This is a genomic window from Noviherbaspirillum sp. (assembly GCF_035627455.1).
Lineage (GTDB): Bacteria > Pseudomonadota > Gammaproteobacteria > Burkholderiales > Burkholderiaceae_D > Noviherbaspirillum.
The window spans coordinates 68,698-86,506 of sequence record NZ_DASPLS010000042.1; the positions used below are offsets into that span (position 1 = coordinate 68,698).

10 protein-coding genes are annotated in these 17,809 nt (G+C 62.0%); 6 read left to right on the top strand and 4 right to left on the bottom strand.

Annotation, left to right across the window (positions count from 1 at the left end; genetic code table 11):
- Positions 1-15: 15 nt before the first annotated feature.
- On the bottom strand, positions 16-360 hold the full coding sequence (locus tag VEC01_RS08190) for a hypothetical protein (RefSeq protein WP_324900319.1): 345 nt from the start codon (positions 358-360) through the stop codon (positions 16-18).
- Positions 361-765: 405 nt separating this feature from the next.
- Between VEC01_RS08190 and VEC01_RS08195 the strand changes: the two genes are divergently transcribed.
- Positions 766-4,914: a CheR family methyltransferase gene (locus tag VEC01_RS08195; RefSeq protein ID WP_324900320.1), complete on the top strand. Its 4,149-nt coding sequence runs from the start codon at positions 766-768 to the stop codon at positions 4,912-4,914.
- Positions 4,915-5,147: 233 nt separating this feature from the next.
- Here the strand turns inward: VEC01_RS08195 and VEC01_RS08200 are convergent, their stop codons facing one another.
- The 3 genes from VEC01_RS08200 to VEC01_RS08210 are packed head-to-tail and all read right to left on the bottom strand — an operon-like array spanning position 5,148 to position 7,633.
- The gene (locus tag VEC01_RS08200) at positions 5,148-5,939 is read right to left on the bottom strand and encodes a MetQ/NlpA family ABC transporter substrate-binding protein (protein ID WP_324900321.1); all 792 of its coding nucleotides are present in this window, start codon (positions 5,937-5,939) and stop codon (positions 5,148-5,150) included.
- Between the two features lie 27 nt (positions 5,940-5,966).
- Entirely contained in the window at positions 5,967-6,626 is a 660-nt protein-coding gene (locus VEC01_RS08205) for a methionine ABC transporter permease (protein ID WP_324900322.1), read from the bottom strand.
- Positions 6,626-7,633 carry a methionine ABC transporter ATP-binding protein gene (locus tag VEC01_RS08210; RefSeq protein ID WP_324900323.1) on the bottom strand — a complete coding sequence of 336 codons (1,008 nt, stop codon included), beginning with the start codon at positions 7,631-7,633 and terminating at the stop codon, positions 6,626-6,628. Before VEC01_RS08210 ends, VEC01_RS08205 begins: the two co-directional genes overlap by 1 nt.
- A gap of 581 nt (positions 7,634-8,214) precedes the next feature.
- Between VEC01_RS08210 and VEC01_RS08215 the strand changes: the two genes are divergently transcribed.
- The 5 genes from VEC01_RS08215 (at position 8,215) to VEC01_RS08235 (ending at position 17,689) form a co-directional block, all read left to right on the top strand.
- Positions 8,215-9,471, top strand: coding sequence for a DNA repair exonuclease (locus tag VEC01_RS08215; protein ID WP_324900324.1), 1,257 nt, complete (start codon positions 8,215-8,217; stop codon positions 9,469-9,471).
- A gap of 6 nt (positions 9,472-9,477) precedes the next feature.
- Positions 9,478-12,936: an ATP-binding protein gene (locus VEC01_RS08220; RefSeq protein ID WP_324900325.1), complete on the top strand. Its 3,459-nt coding sequence runs from the start codon at positions 9,478-9,480 to the stop codon at positions 12,934-12,936.
- Between the two features lie 434 nt (positions 12,937-13,370).
- Positions 13,371-13,799, top strand: coding sequence for a hypothetical protein (locus VEC01_RS08225; RefSeq protein WP_324900326.1), 429 nt, complete (start codon positions 13,371-13,373; stop codon positions 13,797-13,799).
- Between the two features lie 270 nt (positions 13,800-14,069).
- Positions 14,070-17,093, top strand: a complete 3,024-nt coding sequence (locus tag VEC01_RS08230) for a PAS domain-containing protein (protein WP_324900327.1) — start codon at positions 14,070-14,072, stop codon at positions 17,091-17,093.
- Between the two features lie 191 nt (positions 17,094-17,284).
- Complete coding sequence (locus VEC01_RS08235) at positions 17,285-17,689, top strand: hypothetical protein (RefSeq protein WP_324900328.1); 405 nt, start codon at positions 17,285-17,287, stop codon at positions 17,687-17,689.
- Positions 17,690-17,809 lie beyond the last annotated feature (120 nt).

The window sequence follows — 17,809 nt, forward strand, 5'->3', positions numbered from 1 at the left end:
GCGGGATGCAGGATTTCATATGGGGCCCGGCTTCAGCTGCCGCTGCCGTGCAGACGAATCCGTCCATTTCCCGCTGCGCATGGGAATGATGATGGCATTGTGCTGGCGCGCGAGTGCCTGCGCCTCCTCGGTGAATACGGTGCCGACGATGAGCACCCCGCCTGGCGCCGGCTCTCCCATTCTGCGCAAGGCCCGCTCAAGCGGCGCAGACATCACAACGTCCCGCTCGCCGTGGTCGCATAGAATCAGCGTGTAGACACCGTCGGGGCGTGTCGCCTTCGCCGCAGCGTCACGGTAGGCCGGCGGCACAGCGTCCCGGATCCGGCTGCCCGGCACTTTTGCTCGAATGTTCGCTTTCATCTGGTTCCTCTGTTTCCAGTTTGGACCTCCGACAGCGTGTTCGATTCCGTGATGCCGGCGCTATGCGATCGCAGGGCGGCACCTGGTGTTCCCTCCCGATGATCTTCGAAATCTGGCTGCTGATTGCCAACGCAACTCCACAGTAACCAGTAGGTACTGACATGTCCCGCGATCCCCCAAAACTACAAGGTTTTTCTTGCAAACGTCGAATACGTTACGTTCGGCTACGGCATGCCGACAGTCAATTCCCCATAACTAGTTGACGCTTTCCACTTCCGTACCCGCACCGGCATGGATTCCTTATGCCGAAGCGCATGCATGACGACTGAAAATAATCCGTAAAAACAGGGGATAACCGCGTGTCCTTGTGGTCCTATGTAAGACAGTCAACATTCAGGCGGCGTCATGATGGACGATAACGAACGCAGCATCCTTGAATTCCCGCCGCCCGCCCCCGGTTTTACCCCAAGCACGCTTCCCTTCTTTGTTGTCGGTATCGGTGCGTCCGCAGGTGGAATCGAAGCACTGAGCCGGTTTTTGGAGGTGATGCCGGCTGATAACGGCATGGCTTTTGTGATCATCCTTCACCTCTCTCCCAAGCATGAAAGCAACATCGACAAAATCCTCCAGGCCAACACAAGGATGCCTGTCAGGCAGGTAACGGAAACGGTACCCATCGAACCGGGCCATGTCTATGTCATCGCGCCGACCCAGGACCTGCTGATGAACGACGGCAAATTGCAAGTCGTGTCTGCAGCGCGCCCGCGCGGACGCCATGTGGCCATCGATCTGTTCTTCCGTACCCTGGCGGAAGTCCATCGGGAGCGGTCGGTCGGCATCATCCTGTCCGGTGCGGGTTCCGACGGCGCGGTCGGCATTGCCCGCATCAAGGAAAAGGGCGGGATGACGTTCGCCCAGGCGCCCGATGATGCGGAATATGAGAGCATGCCGCGTAGCGCCATGGAAACCGGCGGCGTCGATCTGGTCTTGCCGGTGGTCGAGATGCCGCAACGGCTGATCGAACTGTACCGCAACGCGACGTCGCTGAAGCTCCCGCCGGCGGGACAGACGGACCGCAGCATACATAGCGACAGCGCCGAAGTGCAGGCGCAGGAAGCGGAGTACGCGTTGCGCGAAATCATGCAGATCCTGCACCTGAGGACCGGCCATGATTTCAAGCACTACAAGCGCGCAACCGTGCTGCGCCGCCTGGAGCGAAGATTGCAGGTCTCCGGGCTGTCGAGCGTCATTGCTTACCGCAGGTATCTGGAACAGCACGAAGACGAAACGCAGGCACTTCTGCAGGACATGCTCATCAGTGTCACCAATTTCTTCCGCGACCGGAACGCGTTCGAGGCACTGGAACGAGATGTCGTCCCGACCATCTTTCAGCAGGCGCAGGAGACCGAACAGATCCGTGCATGGTCCGTCGGCTGCGCCACCGGTGAGGAGGCCTACACGATTGCGATGCTCCTGGCGGACCAGAATGGCCTGGTGCCCAAGCCAAGGCCGATACAAGTCTTTGCGTCGGATATCGACGAGCGTGCCGTAAACATTGCACGCCGGGCCGCTTATCCGGCGTCGATCATCACTGATGTGAACCCGACCCGGCTGCGCCAGTATTTCGAGCGGGACGGAGAGCATTACTGCGTTAAACGGGAAGTTCGGGAAAAGGTCCTGTTTGCGATACATAACATCCTGCGCGATCCGCCGTTCTCCCGGCTACATCTGATTTCCTGCCGCAACCTCCTGATCTACCTCGACCGCGAGGTGCAGGCCAAAGTCATGGAGATCCTGCATTACGCGCTGCACCCGAACGGCTACCTGTTCCTCGGCACGGCGGAATCTGCTGACTCTGTCGCCCAGTTTTTCACGCCCGTGGACAAGAAAAACCGGATCTACCAGGCCGTTAACATGCGCTCTGGCTCGACGTTCCATGCGCCGCCGGCGATTATCCCCAGGAGCGAACGTTTGCCTTTGACCAAGACCAGGAGGGGGAATACTGAGCAACGCCACCTCTCACCGCAGGACTTGTACCGCCAGCTGGTTGAAGACTATGGACCCGCAGGCATACTCGTCGACCAGCAACACCAGATCATCTATGCGACGAAGCAGGCCGGACGTTTCCTTCATCATCCAGGGGGCGAGCCGTCGCGCGACATCCTGACGACGCTGCATCCCGATCTGCAGCTGGAGCTGCGCGCCGCGCTGTTCCGGGCCGTGCAGGATCACGTCGACGTGGAAACCAGCTACCTGCCGGTCCGGGACGGGGATAAAACGACTTTTGTCCGCATCCTCCTCCATCCGGCGCAAGACCGGCATGCCGCTACCGGCGTCACTCTGCTGGTGTTTGAGGAACGGAATGAAGCGGTAGATCGAGTGTACGCGAGCGACGTGACTGCGGAGAATCAGCTTGTGCTGCATCTCGAACGTGAGCTGATCGAAACCAAGGAGCAACTGCGGTCGGTCATTGAACAATATGAAACGACGCTGGAGGATCTGAAGGGCGCAAACGAGGAGCTGCAGGCCAGCAATGAAGAACTGCGCTCCACGGCGGAGGAGCTGGAAACCAGCAAGGAAGAACTGCAATCGATCAACGAGGAGCTCACGACCGTCAACTATGAATTGAAAATGAAGGTCGATGAGACAGCGAAAGCTAACGATGACCTGCAGAACTTTCTTTCAGCGACGGAAATCGCCACGCTGTTCATCGATCGCAGCCTGCGCATCAAGCGGTATTCGAAGCCGTGTACGCGGTTGTTCAACCTTATCGCGTCAGACATAGACCGGCGGATCCTCGACATCACCTACCGGCTCGTCTATCCGGAACTGGGCCAGGATATCGATCAGGTTTTCGACAAGCTGCAGGCCGTCGAACGGGAAGTGCGCGGCACGGAGGACGGGATGTGGTACATCGCCCGCCTGCTACCGTACCGCACGGCTGAGGACCGCATCGAGGGCCTGGTGCTGTCGTTCATTGACATTACCCGACGCAAGCTGGCCGAGGAAAAGCTGGGACGCAACGAGCAGCGCATGCGGCTCATTGCCGCCAGCACCAGGGACTATGCGATCGCAACATTGGACACGGATGGGATCGTCACGAGCTGGAACGCAGGCGCGGAGCGGCTGTTCGGGTACTCGGAAACAGAGATCGGTGGCCAAAGCGGGGAGATCATCTATACCCCGGAAGATCGTGCGAACGATGTTTTCCGGCAGGAGCTACGCCGCGCGCGGGATCATGGCCGGGCCGAGGATGATCGCTGGCATATGCGGCAGAACGGGAGCCGAGTCTTTTGCAGCGGCATCACGTCACCGCTGATCGATGAAAGAATGCGGGGCTTCGTCAAGATCGCGCGCGACCTGACCGATTCCAAATGGTTGCGCGACCAGCAGGAAGCCAAGCTGGAATGGGAGCGGAAGGAAAGGATTCGGGCGGAAGAAGCAGCGCGGGTACGGGATGAGTTCTTTGCAGTGCTGTCGCACGAACTGAAGCAGCCGCTCAACCTGATCCAGCTGACAGCGGAACTGCTCTCCCGCATCCCGGAGGCCGAGACGCTTCCAGCGATCGCGCGGGGAACCGCCACGATCAAGCGCATGGTCGAGGGCCAGACCCGGATCATTGACGACCTGATGGACCTGTCGCGCCTGCATGCCGGCAAGCTGACCCTGACGCACAGCCAGCTCGAACTGACGGAAAGGGTCAGTCATGTAGTCAGGCTGATGGAAGATGAGGCAAAGCAAAAACAAGTCAAACTTCTTCTCGACGTATCGCCGCGCGAAACGATCATCCAAGGCGATGCGATAAGGATCGAGCAGATCGTCTGGAACCTGTTGAGCAACGCACTGAAGTTTACGCCCGCGGGCGGCACGGTGCAGGTGCAGGTTTGCCAGGAAGGCGAGATGGCCTGTATCGAGGTGACGGACACGGGCAAGGGGATCGCGCCGGACTTCCTGCCGCACGTATTCGACATGTTCCGGCAAGCCAACAGTGGCCCGGCCCGGCAGCACGGCGGCATGGGAATCGGACTGGCGCTGGTCAAGGAACTTGTGCAAAGCCACGGAGGCCGGGTGGAGGTGGATTCCAGGGGCGAGGGGTACGGCGCCCTGTTCCGCGTCTGGCTGCCGGCCACAATCTTACAACCCTCAGCTCCGGGGCATGAAGTCCCGGCTACGCTCAAGCTCGCACGAAAGCGGGTTTTGCTGGTGGACGACGCTACCGAAACCCTGGAAGCTCTGGCAGCTCTGTTGACGTGCGAAGGGGCGCAGGTATCAACAGCGTCAAGCTCTGCCCAGGCGCTCAGGCTTGTGGAACAGTCCCCGGAAACCTTTCAGCTCATTATTTCGGATATCGGCATGCCGGACATGGACGGCTATGAGTTGCTTACCGCACTGCGCAACCTGGAGGCTACTGCAACGACACCGGCCATTGCACTGAGCGGTTTTACCCGTCCGGGAGACGTCAACCGCGCACTTGCTTCCGGCTTCGAGACGCACGTACGCAAGCCGATCGCGTTCGACCAGTTCATTTCGACGGTAGCCAGAATCAGCAGGTAGTCCTTCGCTGCATGCGTCCGGCACCGCCGGACGAAGCAACAAACCTACTACCACCGGCATCGGGTTGCCGTCGGTTGACCGTCATTCATGGATCGGACGCAGTAGTCTGCGGCCGCGCCGTTGGCCGGTCGGCCGCAATATCTTTGTTGTCATTCCTGGCAGCCCGGGCGACCCGGATGACAAGGCCGTGCTGCACCGGTGCGCCGGGCAGGGGCGGCGCGCACGGCCAGGGATCAGAACGCCGGCACGACCGCGCCCTTGTACTTTTCCTCGATGAATTTCTTCACCTCCGGCGAGGTCAGCGCCGCCGACAGCTTCTTGATCGCCGGGCTGTCCTTGTTGTCCTCGCGCGCGACAAGCAGGTTTGCGTACGGGGAGTTGCCGTCTTCGATGAAGAGCGAATCCTTCACCGGATTGAGCTTCGCCTCCAGCGCATAGTTGGTGTTGATCAGCGCCAGGTCGACCTGGTTCAGCACGCGCGGCAGCGTGGCGGCTTCCAGTTCGCGGATCTTCAAGTCCTTCGGATTGGATACGATGTCCTTCTTGGTTGCCGAGATGTTCCGCGAGTCCTTCAGCTTGAGCAGCCCCTGGCGCTCGAGCAGCAGCAGCGCGCGGCCGGAATTGGACGGGTCGTTCGGAATGGCGATGGTCGCGCCGTTCGGCAGGTCGGCGAGCTTCTTGTATTTCGTCGAGTAGCCGGCGAACGGCTCCACGTGCACCTTGGCCACCGGCACTTCGATGTCGTTCTTGTGCCCCTTCTTGAATTCGTCGAGATAGGGCTGGTGCAGGAAGAAGTTGCCGTCCAGGCGCTTTTCATTCACCTGCACCGCCGGCTGCACATAGTCGGTGAACACCTTGACCTGAAGGTCGACCCCCTGGCGCGCGAGTTGCGGCTTGACGAACTCCAGGATCTCCGCGTGCGGCACCGGCGTGGCGGCAATGGTGAGCTTGTCGGCGGCCTGGGCGGCCGACGGCTGGACGAGGCCCAGGGTCGAGGCGAGCAGAAGGGCAAGTTTGAGGCGCATGAATACTCCTGAAAAAAATAAGCGGAATTACCGGCGGGTGAAATGGCGCACCAGGCGATCGCCGCAGTACTGCAGCAACTGCACCAGCACGACAAGAATGGAAACGGTCACGATCATCACGTCCGTCTGGAAGCGCTGGTAGCCGTAGCGCAGCGCCAGGTCGCCCAATCCGCCGCCGCCGACGACGCCGGACATGGCGGCATAGGAAACCAGCGCGATGGTGGTGACGGTGGCGGCGGCAAGCAGGCCGGGCAGGGCTTCCGGCAGCAGCGCGCTGATCACGATCTGGTGCGTCTTCGCGCCCATCGCCTGGCATGCCTCGATCACCCCGCGGTCGACCTCGCGCAGCACGTTCTCCACCAGGCGCGCGAAAAAGGGTGTGGTGCCGACCACGAGCGGCGGGATCGTTCCTTCGACGCCGAGCGAGGTGCCGACCAGCGCAAGCGTCACCGGAATCATCACGATCAGCAGGATGATGAACGGCAGCGAGCGCAGCACATTCACGACGAGCGAAAGCACCGCATACACGCCGCGCTGCTCCAGCAGCTGGCCGCGCCCGGTCAGGAACAGCAGCACGCCGAGCGGCAGGCCGAGAAGCACGGTAAACACCAGGGAGGCGCCCGTCATGGTCAGGGTGTCGATCGTGGCCAGGCCGATGTCGGCCCAGTCGATGTTCGAGAATTCCATCAGTTCAGTACCTCGCAGTGCACGTTCAGGCTGCGGAACAGGCCGATCACGGCCGCCGCGTCCTCGTCCTTGCCGCCGATTTCCACCAGCAGCTGCCCGTAGGGCTTGTCCTTGATGCGTGACACCGCGCCCTGCAGGATGGTGATCGCCGCGCGCGTCTGCTCGACCACATGGGTCAGGATGGGCTGGTAGGCGGTGTCGCCGACGTAGGTCAGGCGCACCCGGCGGCCGCCGCCGGCCCGCAGGTCTGCGAGGCCGGCGTCGTCGTGCGTGTTTTCCGCTACGAGCGCGCGCGTGACCGGATGCCGCGGATGCAGGAACACATCGCTGACCTCGCCCGTCTCGACGATTTCACCCGCCTCGATGACCGCGACCTGGTCGCAGATGCTGCGGATGACCTGCATCTCGTGGGTGATCAGCACGATGGTGAGGCCGAGCCGCGCATTGATTTCGGCCAGCAGCGCGAGGATGGACTGCGTCGTCTCGGGATCGAGCGCCGAGGTCGCTTCGTCGCACAGCAGGAGTTTCGGCGCGTTCGCGATCGCCCGGGCGATGCCCACGCGCTGCTTCTGGCCGCCCGACAGCTGCGCCGGGTACTTGTCCTTGTGTTCGCCGAGGCCGACCAGGTCCAGCAGCTCGTCCACCCGGCGCTGGCGTTGTTCCCGCGTGAAGCCGCCGGCAAGCTTGAGCGGAAACGCGACGTTTTCGCCGACCGTCTTCGCCGACAGCAGGCTGAAGTTCTGGAACACCATGCCGATGTGCTGGCGCGTGCGGTCCAGTTCCGCCTTGCCCAGCGTCGTGATGTCCACGCCGTCGATGCGGACGGCACCGCGGCTGGGGCGCTCGAGGAGGTTGAAGGTGCGCAGCAGCGTGCTCTTGCCGGCGCCGGAACGCCCGATGATGCCGAAGATTTTCCCTTTGGGGATGTGCAGGCTGACGTCGTGAAGCGCGCTTACCTCGCGCTTGCCTACCCGGTAGCTCTTGTGCAGATGTTCAATGTGGATCACGTATGCGGACTGTCTGATTCCAGCCGGCTGCGGCCGGCGTCGTTATTCTGGAGCGACGATGGCGGGACCGGACACGGCGCCCGCCTCGCGCGAAAGGGCTGAAGATTAACGAAAGGGGTATCAATCAGGAACGAAGCATTTCTCATTTGCTTATGAGCCATATTCCCCATACCCGCGCCGGCCGCGGAATTTGCGTTTCTTCCCGAATAAACATCGGCGCGGCCCTTTGCCGGCCGAAGATCGTGAATGCGGAAGGCCGGGGGCTGAAACCCGGGCGTGCCACCCGGGACATTTTCACAGGCATTCCATCGCGCTTCCCCCCTGCTGCCGAAGGCTGGCACAGAAGCGTTACCATGTGTATTATCGCCACCGAATTGGCGGTGCCAGGCAACGCCGAGAACGATCCTGGGGGACACGAGCGAAGATACCCGGCTACCGGGGCGCCAGCCGTGGGGGCGGTCGAACGTGCTCCGCAGAAATCTTTTCAGGCAAGGAAAAGCCCGGCGCGCCGGCGCCGCGAGGGGGTTCACCGCACCTGCAGCCGCGCCCGGTGAACGTCGACTACGAATCGGGGAAAATCGATGAGATTCATTCACGCAGCGGATATCCATCTGGACAGTCCGCTGACCGGCCTCAGTGCCTATCCGGATGCGCCGGCGCAGGCGCTGCGCAGCTCCACCCGCGACGCGTTTACCAACCTGATCAATGAAGCGATCGACCTGCAGGTCGATTTTGTGGTCATCGCGGGCGACCTGTACGACGGCGGCTGGAAAGACCATAACACCGGCATCTTCTTTTGCCGCGAGATGGGGCGCCTGAAAAAGGCGGGCATCGACGCCTATATCAAGTTCGGCAACCACGACGCCGAAAGCGAAATGACCAGGAAGCTGATCCTGCCCGACAACGTGCATACCTTCGAATCGCGCAAGGCGCATACCTTCGTCATCGACGGCCTGAAGGTGGCGCTGCACGGGCGCAGCTTCAAGGATGCGGCAACCACCGAAAACCTGGTGCAGGGCTATCCCGACCCCTTGCCCGGCATGTTCAACATCGGCGTGCTGCACACCGCGCTCGGCGTCCACGCCACGCATGCCAATTACGCCCCGTGCACGATCGACGAACTGTACGCGAAGGGGTATCAGTACTGGGCATTGGGCCATGTGCATGAATACCAGATCTGGCAGGGCCCTTCGACCATTGTTTTCCCGGGCAACCTGCAGGGGCGCCACATCCGCGAAACCGGCCCGCGCGGCGCGGTGCTGGTCACCGCGGACGAGACCGGCGTGCAGAAGGTCGAACGGCTGTTTGTCGACGTGCTGCGCTGGCACAGCGTGAATGTCGACGCGGCCGGCTGCGGCTGCCTGGCGGACGTGGTGCACGCGGTCAACAAGGAACTGGAATCCGTCGTTGCAGGCAACCCGCCCAACATGCCCGCCGCGGTCAGGATCACGATCACCGGCAAGACACCGGTGCATGGCGAACTGTTCGGCATGGAAGCGCAGTTGCGGGCGGAAGTGCTGGCGTTGGCCGCGGCGATCGGCGCCGAGCGGCTGTGGATCGAAAAAGTCAAGACCAGCACGGCGCCGGTGGACGGGCCGGACGCGATCCGCGCGCGCGGTGACGCGCTGGCCGATCTGCAAGAGTTTTTCGAACAGGCGCAGACCGATCCGGAATTCCTCGCCAGCCTGAAGGGCGACCTGATGGCGCTGGTATCCAAGGCGCCGCTGGAATTGCAGAACGCCGTCCCTTACTTCAGGGATATCCGCAACGGCGACCTCGCCGCGCTGGTGAGCGAAGTGCGCCCCGGCCTGATGGCACAACTTGCGGCGATGGAGTAAGCGGCAATGCGATTGCACCGACTCGACCTGATCAAGTACGGCAAATTCACCGGCCGCTGCATCGAATTCCCGCATTCGACGCACGACTTCCACCTGATTGTCGGCCCCAACGAGGCCGGCAAATCGACAATGCGTTCCGCTGTCCTCGATCTGCTGTTCGGGATACCGACACGCTCCGCGCACGCCTTCCTGCATCCATTGAACGAGCTGCGCCTCGGCGCGTCGATCGGCACCCGGACGCAGGCGCTGGAATTCCATCGGGCGAAAGCGCAAAAGCAGACGCTGCGCACGCCTACGGACGCGGTACTCGCGGACAACACGCTGATGCCTTTCCTCGGCACCGCCGACCGCCATTTCTTCGACCAGATGTTCGGTCTCGACCATACCCGCCTGGTCGAGGGCGGCAACAGCATCCTGAACGCGGAAAACGATGTCGGCCAGGTGCTGTTCCAGTCGGCGGCAGGCATTGCCGGCCTGGGCAGGATACGGGATGTGCTGCTGGCGGAAGCGGACAAGTTGTGGGCGCCGAGGAAGGCCGCGGACCGCGCGTATTACAGCGGCGCCGATCTGCTTGACAAGGCCAACGCCGCGTTGAAGGAAGCGACGGTGCGCACCAAGGTATGGATGGAAGCCCATACGCGCCTGCAGGCGGTGACCGACGAGCTCGCCGGCGTGGGCGACCTGCTGCGGCAGCTGGAGATCAGGCGCAGCCGGCTGGAACGCATCCGCCGCGTCGCGCCGTTCCTGCAGGCGGTCCGCGACATCGAACGGCAGCTCGGCGAGCTCGGCCCGGCGGCCGATCTTCCGGCCGACGCCGCGGGCATCCTGGCGACGGCGGAACGTGACCTGTCGACCGCGGGGCAGCTGCTGGCGCTGCGCAGCGCGGACGTCGAAAAGGCACAGGACGAGCTCGCGCGCATCCGGATCGACGACGCCGTGCTGGACGCCGCGTCCGACATCATGGCGCTCGAGGAATGCCGCATGCGCTTTGGCTCCCATGAGCGCGATATCGGCAAGCGGCAGGAAGAGATTGACGCGCTGCTGTTTGACATTGAAAAGGCTTGCGTGCAACTGGGCTGGGAGCACGGCTCGGAGCAGGCGCTCGGCGCGCGCCTGCCGTCCCTCCTGGTGCGGCGCGAACTTTCCCGCCTGTCCCAGGCATATAGCGGATTGGCGCAGGCATTGCGGGCGGCGGAACAGGCCGGACAGGCGAAAACATCGGAAATCCGGCAGCTCTCCGACGAACTGGCAGGAATGCAAACCGGCGTGGTCCCGCCTGCGCTGCGCGCGGCGCTCGCGAGCGGCCGCGCACTCGGCGATACGGAATCGGCGATGCAGAAGCAGCAAAGCCTGCTGTCAAAGGCGAAAGGCGCGCTGGCCAATGCGGAGGCGGCGCTGGGGCGGTGGAACAAGCCGGCCGCGGAGCTGGCTGCGATGCAGTTGCCGGGGCAGGAGGAGCTTGCGCATGTGACCCAGGACCGGCTCACGCTGGTCAATGACAAGAAGGCGCTGGAAAAACGCATCCAGGACCAGGCCGGGGCCGTGTCGACCCTGAAACTCAGGATCTCCCAGCTCACCGAGCTGCACCAGCCGACGCCGCGGGAAGAGGTGATGCAGGCGCGCCAGGAACGCGACGCGTCCTGGGACGCGATCAAGACGGGGGCCGCCGGCGTCGAGGACGGCGCGCAACAGTTCGAATCACATCTCCATCGCGCCGACGAACTGGCGGACAGACGGTTTGAAAACGTCGAAGCGGCGGCGCAGCTGCAGAGCCAGCAGCATCAGCTGCAGCAGGCGATCCACCAGCAATCGATACTCGACGGCGAGTTATCCCAGCTCACGGAACAGCTGGCGCAATTCGACAGACTCTGGGCGGAGATGGCGATGTCGTTCGGCCTGCCCGGCATGAAGCTGGACAATATCGGTGAATGGATAGCCCGGCGCGACAAAGCGCTGGCGGCGGCTGCGGAATGCCGGGACGCGCAGGACAGCGCCGATGCGCTGGCGCGCCAGGTGGAGGAACACCGGTTGCGCCTGACCGCGGCGTTGCGCGATGCCGGACTGCAGGTCGAGGAAACGGACAAGCTGGCTGCGCTGTGCGCGCAGGCGGAATTCCATATCCAGACGGCCGACAGCACCAGGGTGCGCCGCGAAGCGCTGGAGGCGCAGTTGAAGACCGCTAAAGCGCAGGCGCATGTGCTGGAGCAGGCGACCATTGACGCAGCGGCCGCGGTGAACAACTGGAAGGAAGAATGGTCGCGCGCGCTGGCGCAGGCAGGCCTGGCGCAGGAGAGTGCGGTGGGCACGGTCAGCGGCGCGCTGGAGCTTTTCGCATCGCTGGATGAATTGCTGGGCAAGGTGCGGCAGATCCGGGTGGAGCGCATCGACGCGATGCGGGCCGATCTGGAAAAATTCGCCGAGGAAGCCCGGCGCCTGGCAAGTCATTTCGGCACTGAATTCGACGGGGCAGCGCCGGACCGTATCGCGCGCGAATTGGGGAAGCGGCTGGCGCGCGCGAAGGAAGCGCGAGCCGAGGCAGACCGGTTGAAAGAGACGATCCGGGTGGCGAAGGAACAAGCGAGACACGCACAGGAGTCGATAGAAACCGCCAACGCCATCCTGAAACCGCTGATGGAAAGGGCCGGCGTCAATTCGCGCGCGCTGCTGTCCGAAGCGATTTCACGCGCCGACGCGCGGCGGCGGCTGCTGCTGGATCTGGCCAGGGCGAAGGCGCAGCTGGTCGACGGCGGCGACGGGCTCAGCCGCGAACAGCTTGAACAAGAGATCGACGGCGCCGACTTGTCGCAAGTGGCGGGCGAGCTGGCGCACACCACCGCCGGGCACGGCGAAGCGGTGCAGCGCCAGGCAATGCTGGCGGCCGAAAAGGAAAAGGCGGGCAGCGTGCTCGAAGCGATCGGCGGCTCGGGCGCTGCCGCGCTGGCAGAAGCGCAGCGTCAGGAAGCGATTGCGCAGATGGCGGACGCGGCGGAACGCTATATCAAGGTCTTCACCGCGGCAAAGCTTCTTCGCTGGTCGATCGACCGTTACCGGCAGGAGAAGCAGGGGCCGATGCTGGGACGTGCCAGCGCCATCTTTGCGCGGCTCACGCAAGGGACGTTCCAGAGGCTGGTCGTGGATTTCGATGCGCAGCCGATGACGCTGCACGGCCAGCGCATGGACGGCAAGCTGGTCGGCATTGCCGGCATGAGCGACGGAACGAGGGATCAACTGTATCTCGCACTGCGCCTGTCAGCGCTGGAAATGCACCTGGAAAAAGCGCCGCCCTTGCCGTTCATTGCGGACGACCTGTTCATCAACTACGACGACGGCCGCGCGACGGCCGGCTTCGAAGCGCTGGCCGCATTGTCTGAAAAAACGCAGGTGATCTACCTGACCCATCATGACCACCTGGTAGAGACGGTGCGGGCCGCCGTCGGCCGCAACGTATCCGTTGTGTACCTGTAGGTGGCTGAGGGCCGCGCCGTCCTGCAGGAACGGTGCGGCTTTCCGCAACGCGCCGCCCGAACGCAGGTTCGCGGCCCGGCGCGGACTGTCGCGATCACGGCCGATATCAATCAACGCTACAGAACGGCGCTTGTTTCGCCTCGACCGGGAGGCGGCATTCGTCATTCCCATATATTCGGTATTGCCGGGCGCGGCGCTCCCGTGGCAGCATCCCGCCGGTATAACCATGGCGGCCGTCCGCCGAAGACAGTGAATTTCCGGCGAGCCGGCTCTCACCTGGCCGCAATTCCATTGGAGGAAACGTGCGCTTCTTTTTTCTCGCATTCGTTGTCACCCTTTTTTCGCAGCCATCCCTGGCGCAACTAAGGGATGAAAACCTCCTGCAAAATCTGCCTTCCGGATATCGGATTGCATATCAGGACAGGAAGGGCAACATGATCATCACCGAGATGATCCCTCAGAATGAAGCGCTGGATACCTGGACAGAAATGCTTACGACCCAGGTCTTTCTCGGCTTGAAGAATGCTACACCGCAGCAGTTTCGGGACCTCATGCAAAAACAATGGCTGGCCTCGTGCAAAGGCGGGGAATCTGCATCCATTGCAGAAGGTCATGAAAACGGCTACCCGTTTGCTGTTTGGATTCAAGCCTGCCCCGCGAACCGGAAAACCGGCAAGCCTGAGAAAACCTGGTTAAAGGCCATCAAGGGAACAGACAGCTTTTATATCGTGCAAAAAGCTTTTCGATTCGATCCATCCGCGGAGCAGATAACTAAGTGGGTTCAATACCTGAAGTCGGTGCAGGTCTGCGATACCAGATTGGAGGGAAGCCCGTGTCCGGATCTTGCAAGAGTGAGCCGGTAGGCTCGGCCATGTGGAGGCGTGACATGCCGGCCGCTACAGTAGCAGGAGGATTAATCTTGTATTGCACACGCCGATCCACGGGCAAGACTTGAAGCGGTTTGATTCCGAGGGCCGCGAAGACGCAGCAAGCGGATCCGATACATTCCAAGGAGAAACGCAGGCCGGCAAGCGCATGCCTTTGGTGCATTAGACATAAGGCACTTGCGGCCGGCCAACAGCGTCCTCCGCAGTACGACGAGATAAGCACGTAAAATGGGGAAGACTTTTTCGATGGACGCTTTTCCCATGAATGCAGCCCCACAATGCATTGCCCGTCATCCTTCAGCCGGATTTCTTTCCGGCGGAGGAGAAATGGGCGCACTTATGCGACTGTACGATTGGGAGGCAAGCCCGCTCGGGCCGCCGGAAACCTGGCCCCAGACCCTCAGGACCGCTCTCCGTCTGTTGCTTAACACCAATCACCCGATGTTCATCTGGTGGGGCCCGGACTTGATCCAGTTCTATAACGACGCGTATCGCCAGACCCTGGGCCCGGAGCGTCATCCGAGCGCGCTCGGCCAGGGAGGGCGGGAATGCTGGAGCGAAGTGTGGGACATCGTCGGGCCGCAGGTCGAGTTCGTGATGTCGGGGCAAGGAGCCACCTGGAACGAAGACCATCTGATTCCGATCACCCGGGACGGGACACGCCAGGACAGCTGGTGGACCTACAGTTATAGCCCGATAGAAGATGAATCCGGCGTGCAAGGCGTCCTGGTGATTTGCAAAGACGTCACCGCGCAGCATGAGTGTCGGCAAAGACTCGAACAGCTGAATCAGGCACTGGCGGTGGAAGTCGATATACGGAAGCGGGCACAGGCGCACCTGTCTGAAGAGCGCGACCGTATCGATGCCGCGCTGGAGAAGTCGCAAAGCGATCTGGCGCAACAGGTGTGTGACTGGCAGCAACTGCACGCAATGGTGAGCAAACTGTTGCAGGCACGCAGCCTGCGCGAGCAGTTCGAGATCGTTCTCCGGACAGTCGCGGATTTCCACCGGTGCCAGCAGGGCGTGGTGTCGCTGTATGACGCCGGCAAGGGCGGCCTGGTTGCGCAGGCCAGCCTGGGACTTACCGAAGAAGGCCTGGTGCAACTGGCTTGCGTGCCGCGCGGCGCGGGCGCGTGCGGGACCGCCTTCCGGGACAAGCGCCGCGTCATCGTGGAAGACACCGAGACCGACCCGCTGTATGCAGGCTATCGGGGCTTCGCGCGGGGGGAAGGGATACGCGGGCTGTACAGCACGCCGTTCTTCAACCTGGCGGGCGAGCCTCTCGGCGTACTGAGCATCTACTTTCCGGCGCCGGGGAAGCCGAATGAGCGGGAACTGCGGCTGACCGACATCTGCGTCGCGCAGATTGCATCGTTCGTCGAACGTGCGCTGGCGGAGAAGGCGCTGCGCCAGGTGCAGGAGCGCAGCCACCAGATCCTCGAAACGATGACGGACGGATTCGTGCTGATGGACCGGGATTTCCGGGTTCTGCAGATCAATGCGGAAGGGCTGAGGATGGATGGCAGGCCCGCCTCGGAGATACTCGGGCGCACCCATTGGGAGCTTTGGCCCGGCAGCGAAGAGCTGCCCGTCGGGCACGCCTACAAGAAGGTGATGCGGGACCGCACGCCCGCCAAGCTTGTGCAGTGCTATACCCATTTCGGAAACGAGATCTGGGTCGATATCCGTGCCTGTCCGCATGAGGACGGCATCGTGCTCCTCTACCGTGACATCACGGAGCAGAAGCAGGCGGAACGGGCGCTCGTCGAGCTGACAAGGGAGTCCGAGCGGCGCCGTCGCCTCTACGAAACCGTGCTGTCGAATACGCCAGACCTCGTCTATGTGTTCGGGCTCGACCACCGGTTTGCCTACGCCAACGATGTGCTGCTGAAGATGTGGGGAAAAACATGGGACGAGGCCATCGGCAGGAATTGCCTGGAACTCGGCTATGAGCCATGGCACGCCGCGATGCATGACCTGGAGATCGAACAAGTCAAGGCAACGAAGCAGCCGATCCGCGGCGAGGTTCCATTTTCCGGCACGTTCGGCCGCAGAATTTATGAATACATTTTTGCGCCGGTGCTCGGACCGGATGGTGAAGTAGAGGCGATCGCGGGCACAACGCGAGACGTCACCGACCGCAAGCGGATCGAAGACGCGCTCAGGGACGCCAATGTACGCAAGGACGAGTTCCTGGCGATGCTGGCGCACGAGTTGCGCAATCCGCTGGCGCCGATCGCCGCCGCCGCCGAACTCCTCGGCATGGCGCCCGACGGGGAACGGCTGCGGCAGACGAGCCAGGTGATCAGCAGGCAGGTCCGGCACCTGACCGGCCTGGTGGACGATCTGCTGGATGTGTCGCGGGTGACGCGCGGCCTGGTGACCATGAAGAAAATGCCGCAAGACTTCAAGAGCATCGTTTCCACTGCTGTCGAACAGGTGCGCCCTTTGGTTGAATCCAAGCGCCACCAGCTGATGATTGAACTCGCGGCCGAACCCGCGCATGTCCTCGGAGACCAGAAGCGGATGGTGCAGATCGTCGCCAATGTCCTCAACAATGCGGCCAAATACACGCCGGAGGGCGGCAGGATTTGCGTGAAGATGAACGTGGAGGATGGGCAATTGAGATTGACCATCCAGGATAACGGGATCGGCATTGCGCCGGAACTGCAGGCGCGCGTGTTTGAATTGTTCGCGCAGGCGGAGCGAACCGCGGACCGGTCGCAGGGCGGCCTGGGAGTCGGCCTGGCACTGGTAAAAAGCCTGCTTCAGTTGCACGACGGCACAATCGAATGCACGAGCGATGGCATCGGCAAGGGCAGCCGGTTCACGATCACATTGCCGACGTTGTTGGCAACCGGGAACGCTGCGGCCGGTACGAATTGCAATTTTCCTTCCCCAAACAGCCACAGGAAGCTCCATGTGATGATCGTCGACGACAATGTCGATGCAGCAGAAATGCTGGCCCTTTACATGGAATCGATCGGCCATTCCGTTACCGTGGCGCATGACGCCGCCAGAGCGCTCGAGCGCAGCGCAATTGAAGCGCCGGACATCTGCCTGCTGGATATCGGCTTGCCCGGAATAGATGGAAACGAACTCGCACGCCGCTTGAAGAGCAATCCCAGGCTGGACAAGTCGGTTCTCATTGCCGTAACCGGCTATGGCCAGGAACAGGATAAAAAAAATGCGCTGGCGGCGGGATTTGACTATCACCTCACCAAGCCGGTGGATCTTGAGCGGCTCAGTCGCCTGATCTGCGAGTTGTGAGTTGTGGTTACCGGAAGGATATCTCGCTGCGGACACGCAACAAACCATCCCGGTACACCGTCCGGCCCTTCGCTTTCAGGCGCCGATTGAATAAAAACATGAACAAAATTGAAACTTCTGCCCGGCCGGGAGTCAAACCCTCCTCGCCCGATACAGGGACCGGCAGTTGGAAACGGAATGATTGAAGGACGATGGAAGTGCTAGGAATGGCTTGTTTCAATGAACCAGAGCGTCTGGCTGCGGCGGCAGTTGTTGAGGCAAGGCTAGTGAAACTTGCGGAAGAGTATGGTATTACCTTCGATCATTGCGTGTGGAACCTTGATCAGGGGATGAATAATGGCGGTCCGCACCGCCTAGATATCCATTTTTGCGGAAGCGCCCTCCGTATCTACTTTACGGATTACGAGCTCGCCTCGTATTGGGGGATGGGCGAAACAACCACGACCGATGCGCGGCTGCGTGAACTGACTGCGGGCATGCATGATGTCTTGCTTGAACTCCTCAGGCAGCAGGATGATGCCGCAATCGAGGCCGAAACAACGAGCAATTCCTGGCTGCAGTGCCCGCAAAAGAGTGTGCCGCGGCGCGCCAGGTGACTTTGCAGCCATCGGCTCCACGCCATATGCAACGCCGACGGGAATGCATGAACCTTGTCCGGGTGACGTCCGTCGGCCTTCCGCCTTTTTCCGTGCTCTCCTGAAGGATTGGGAACAGGA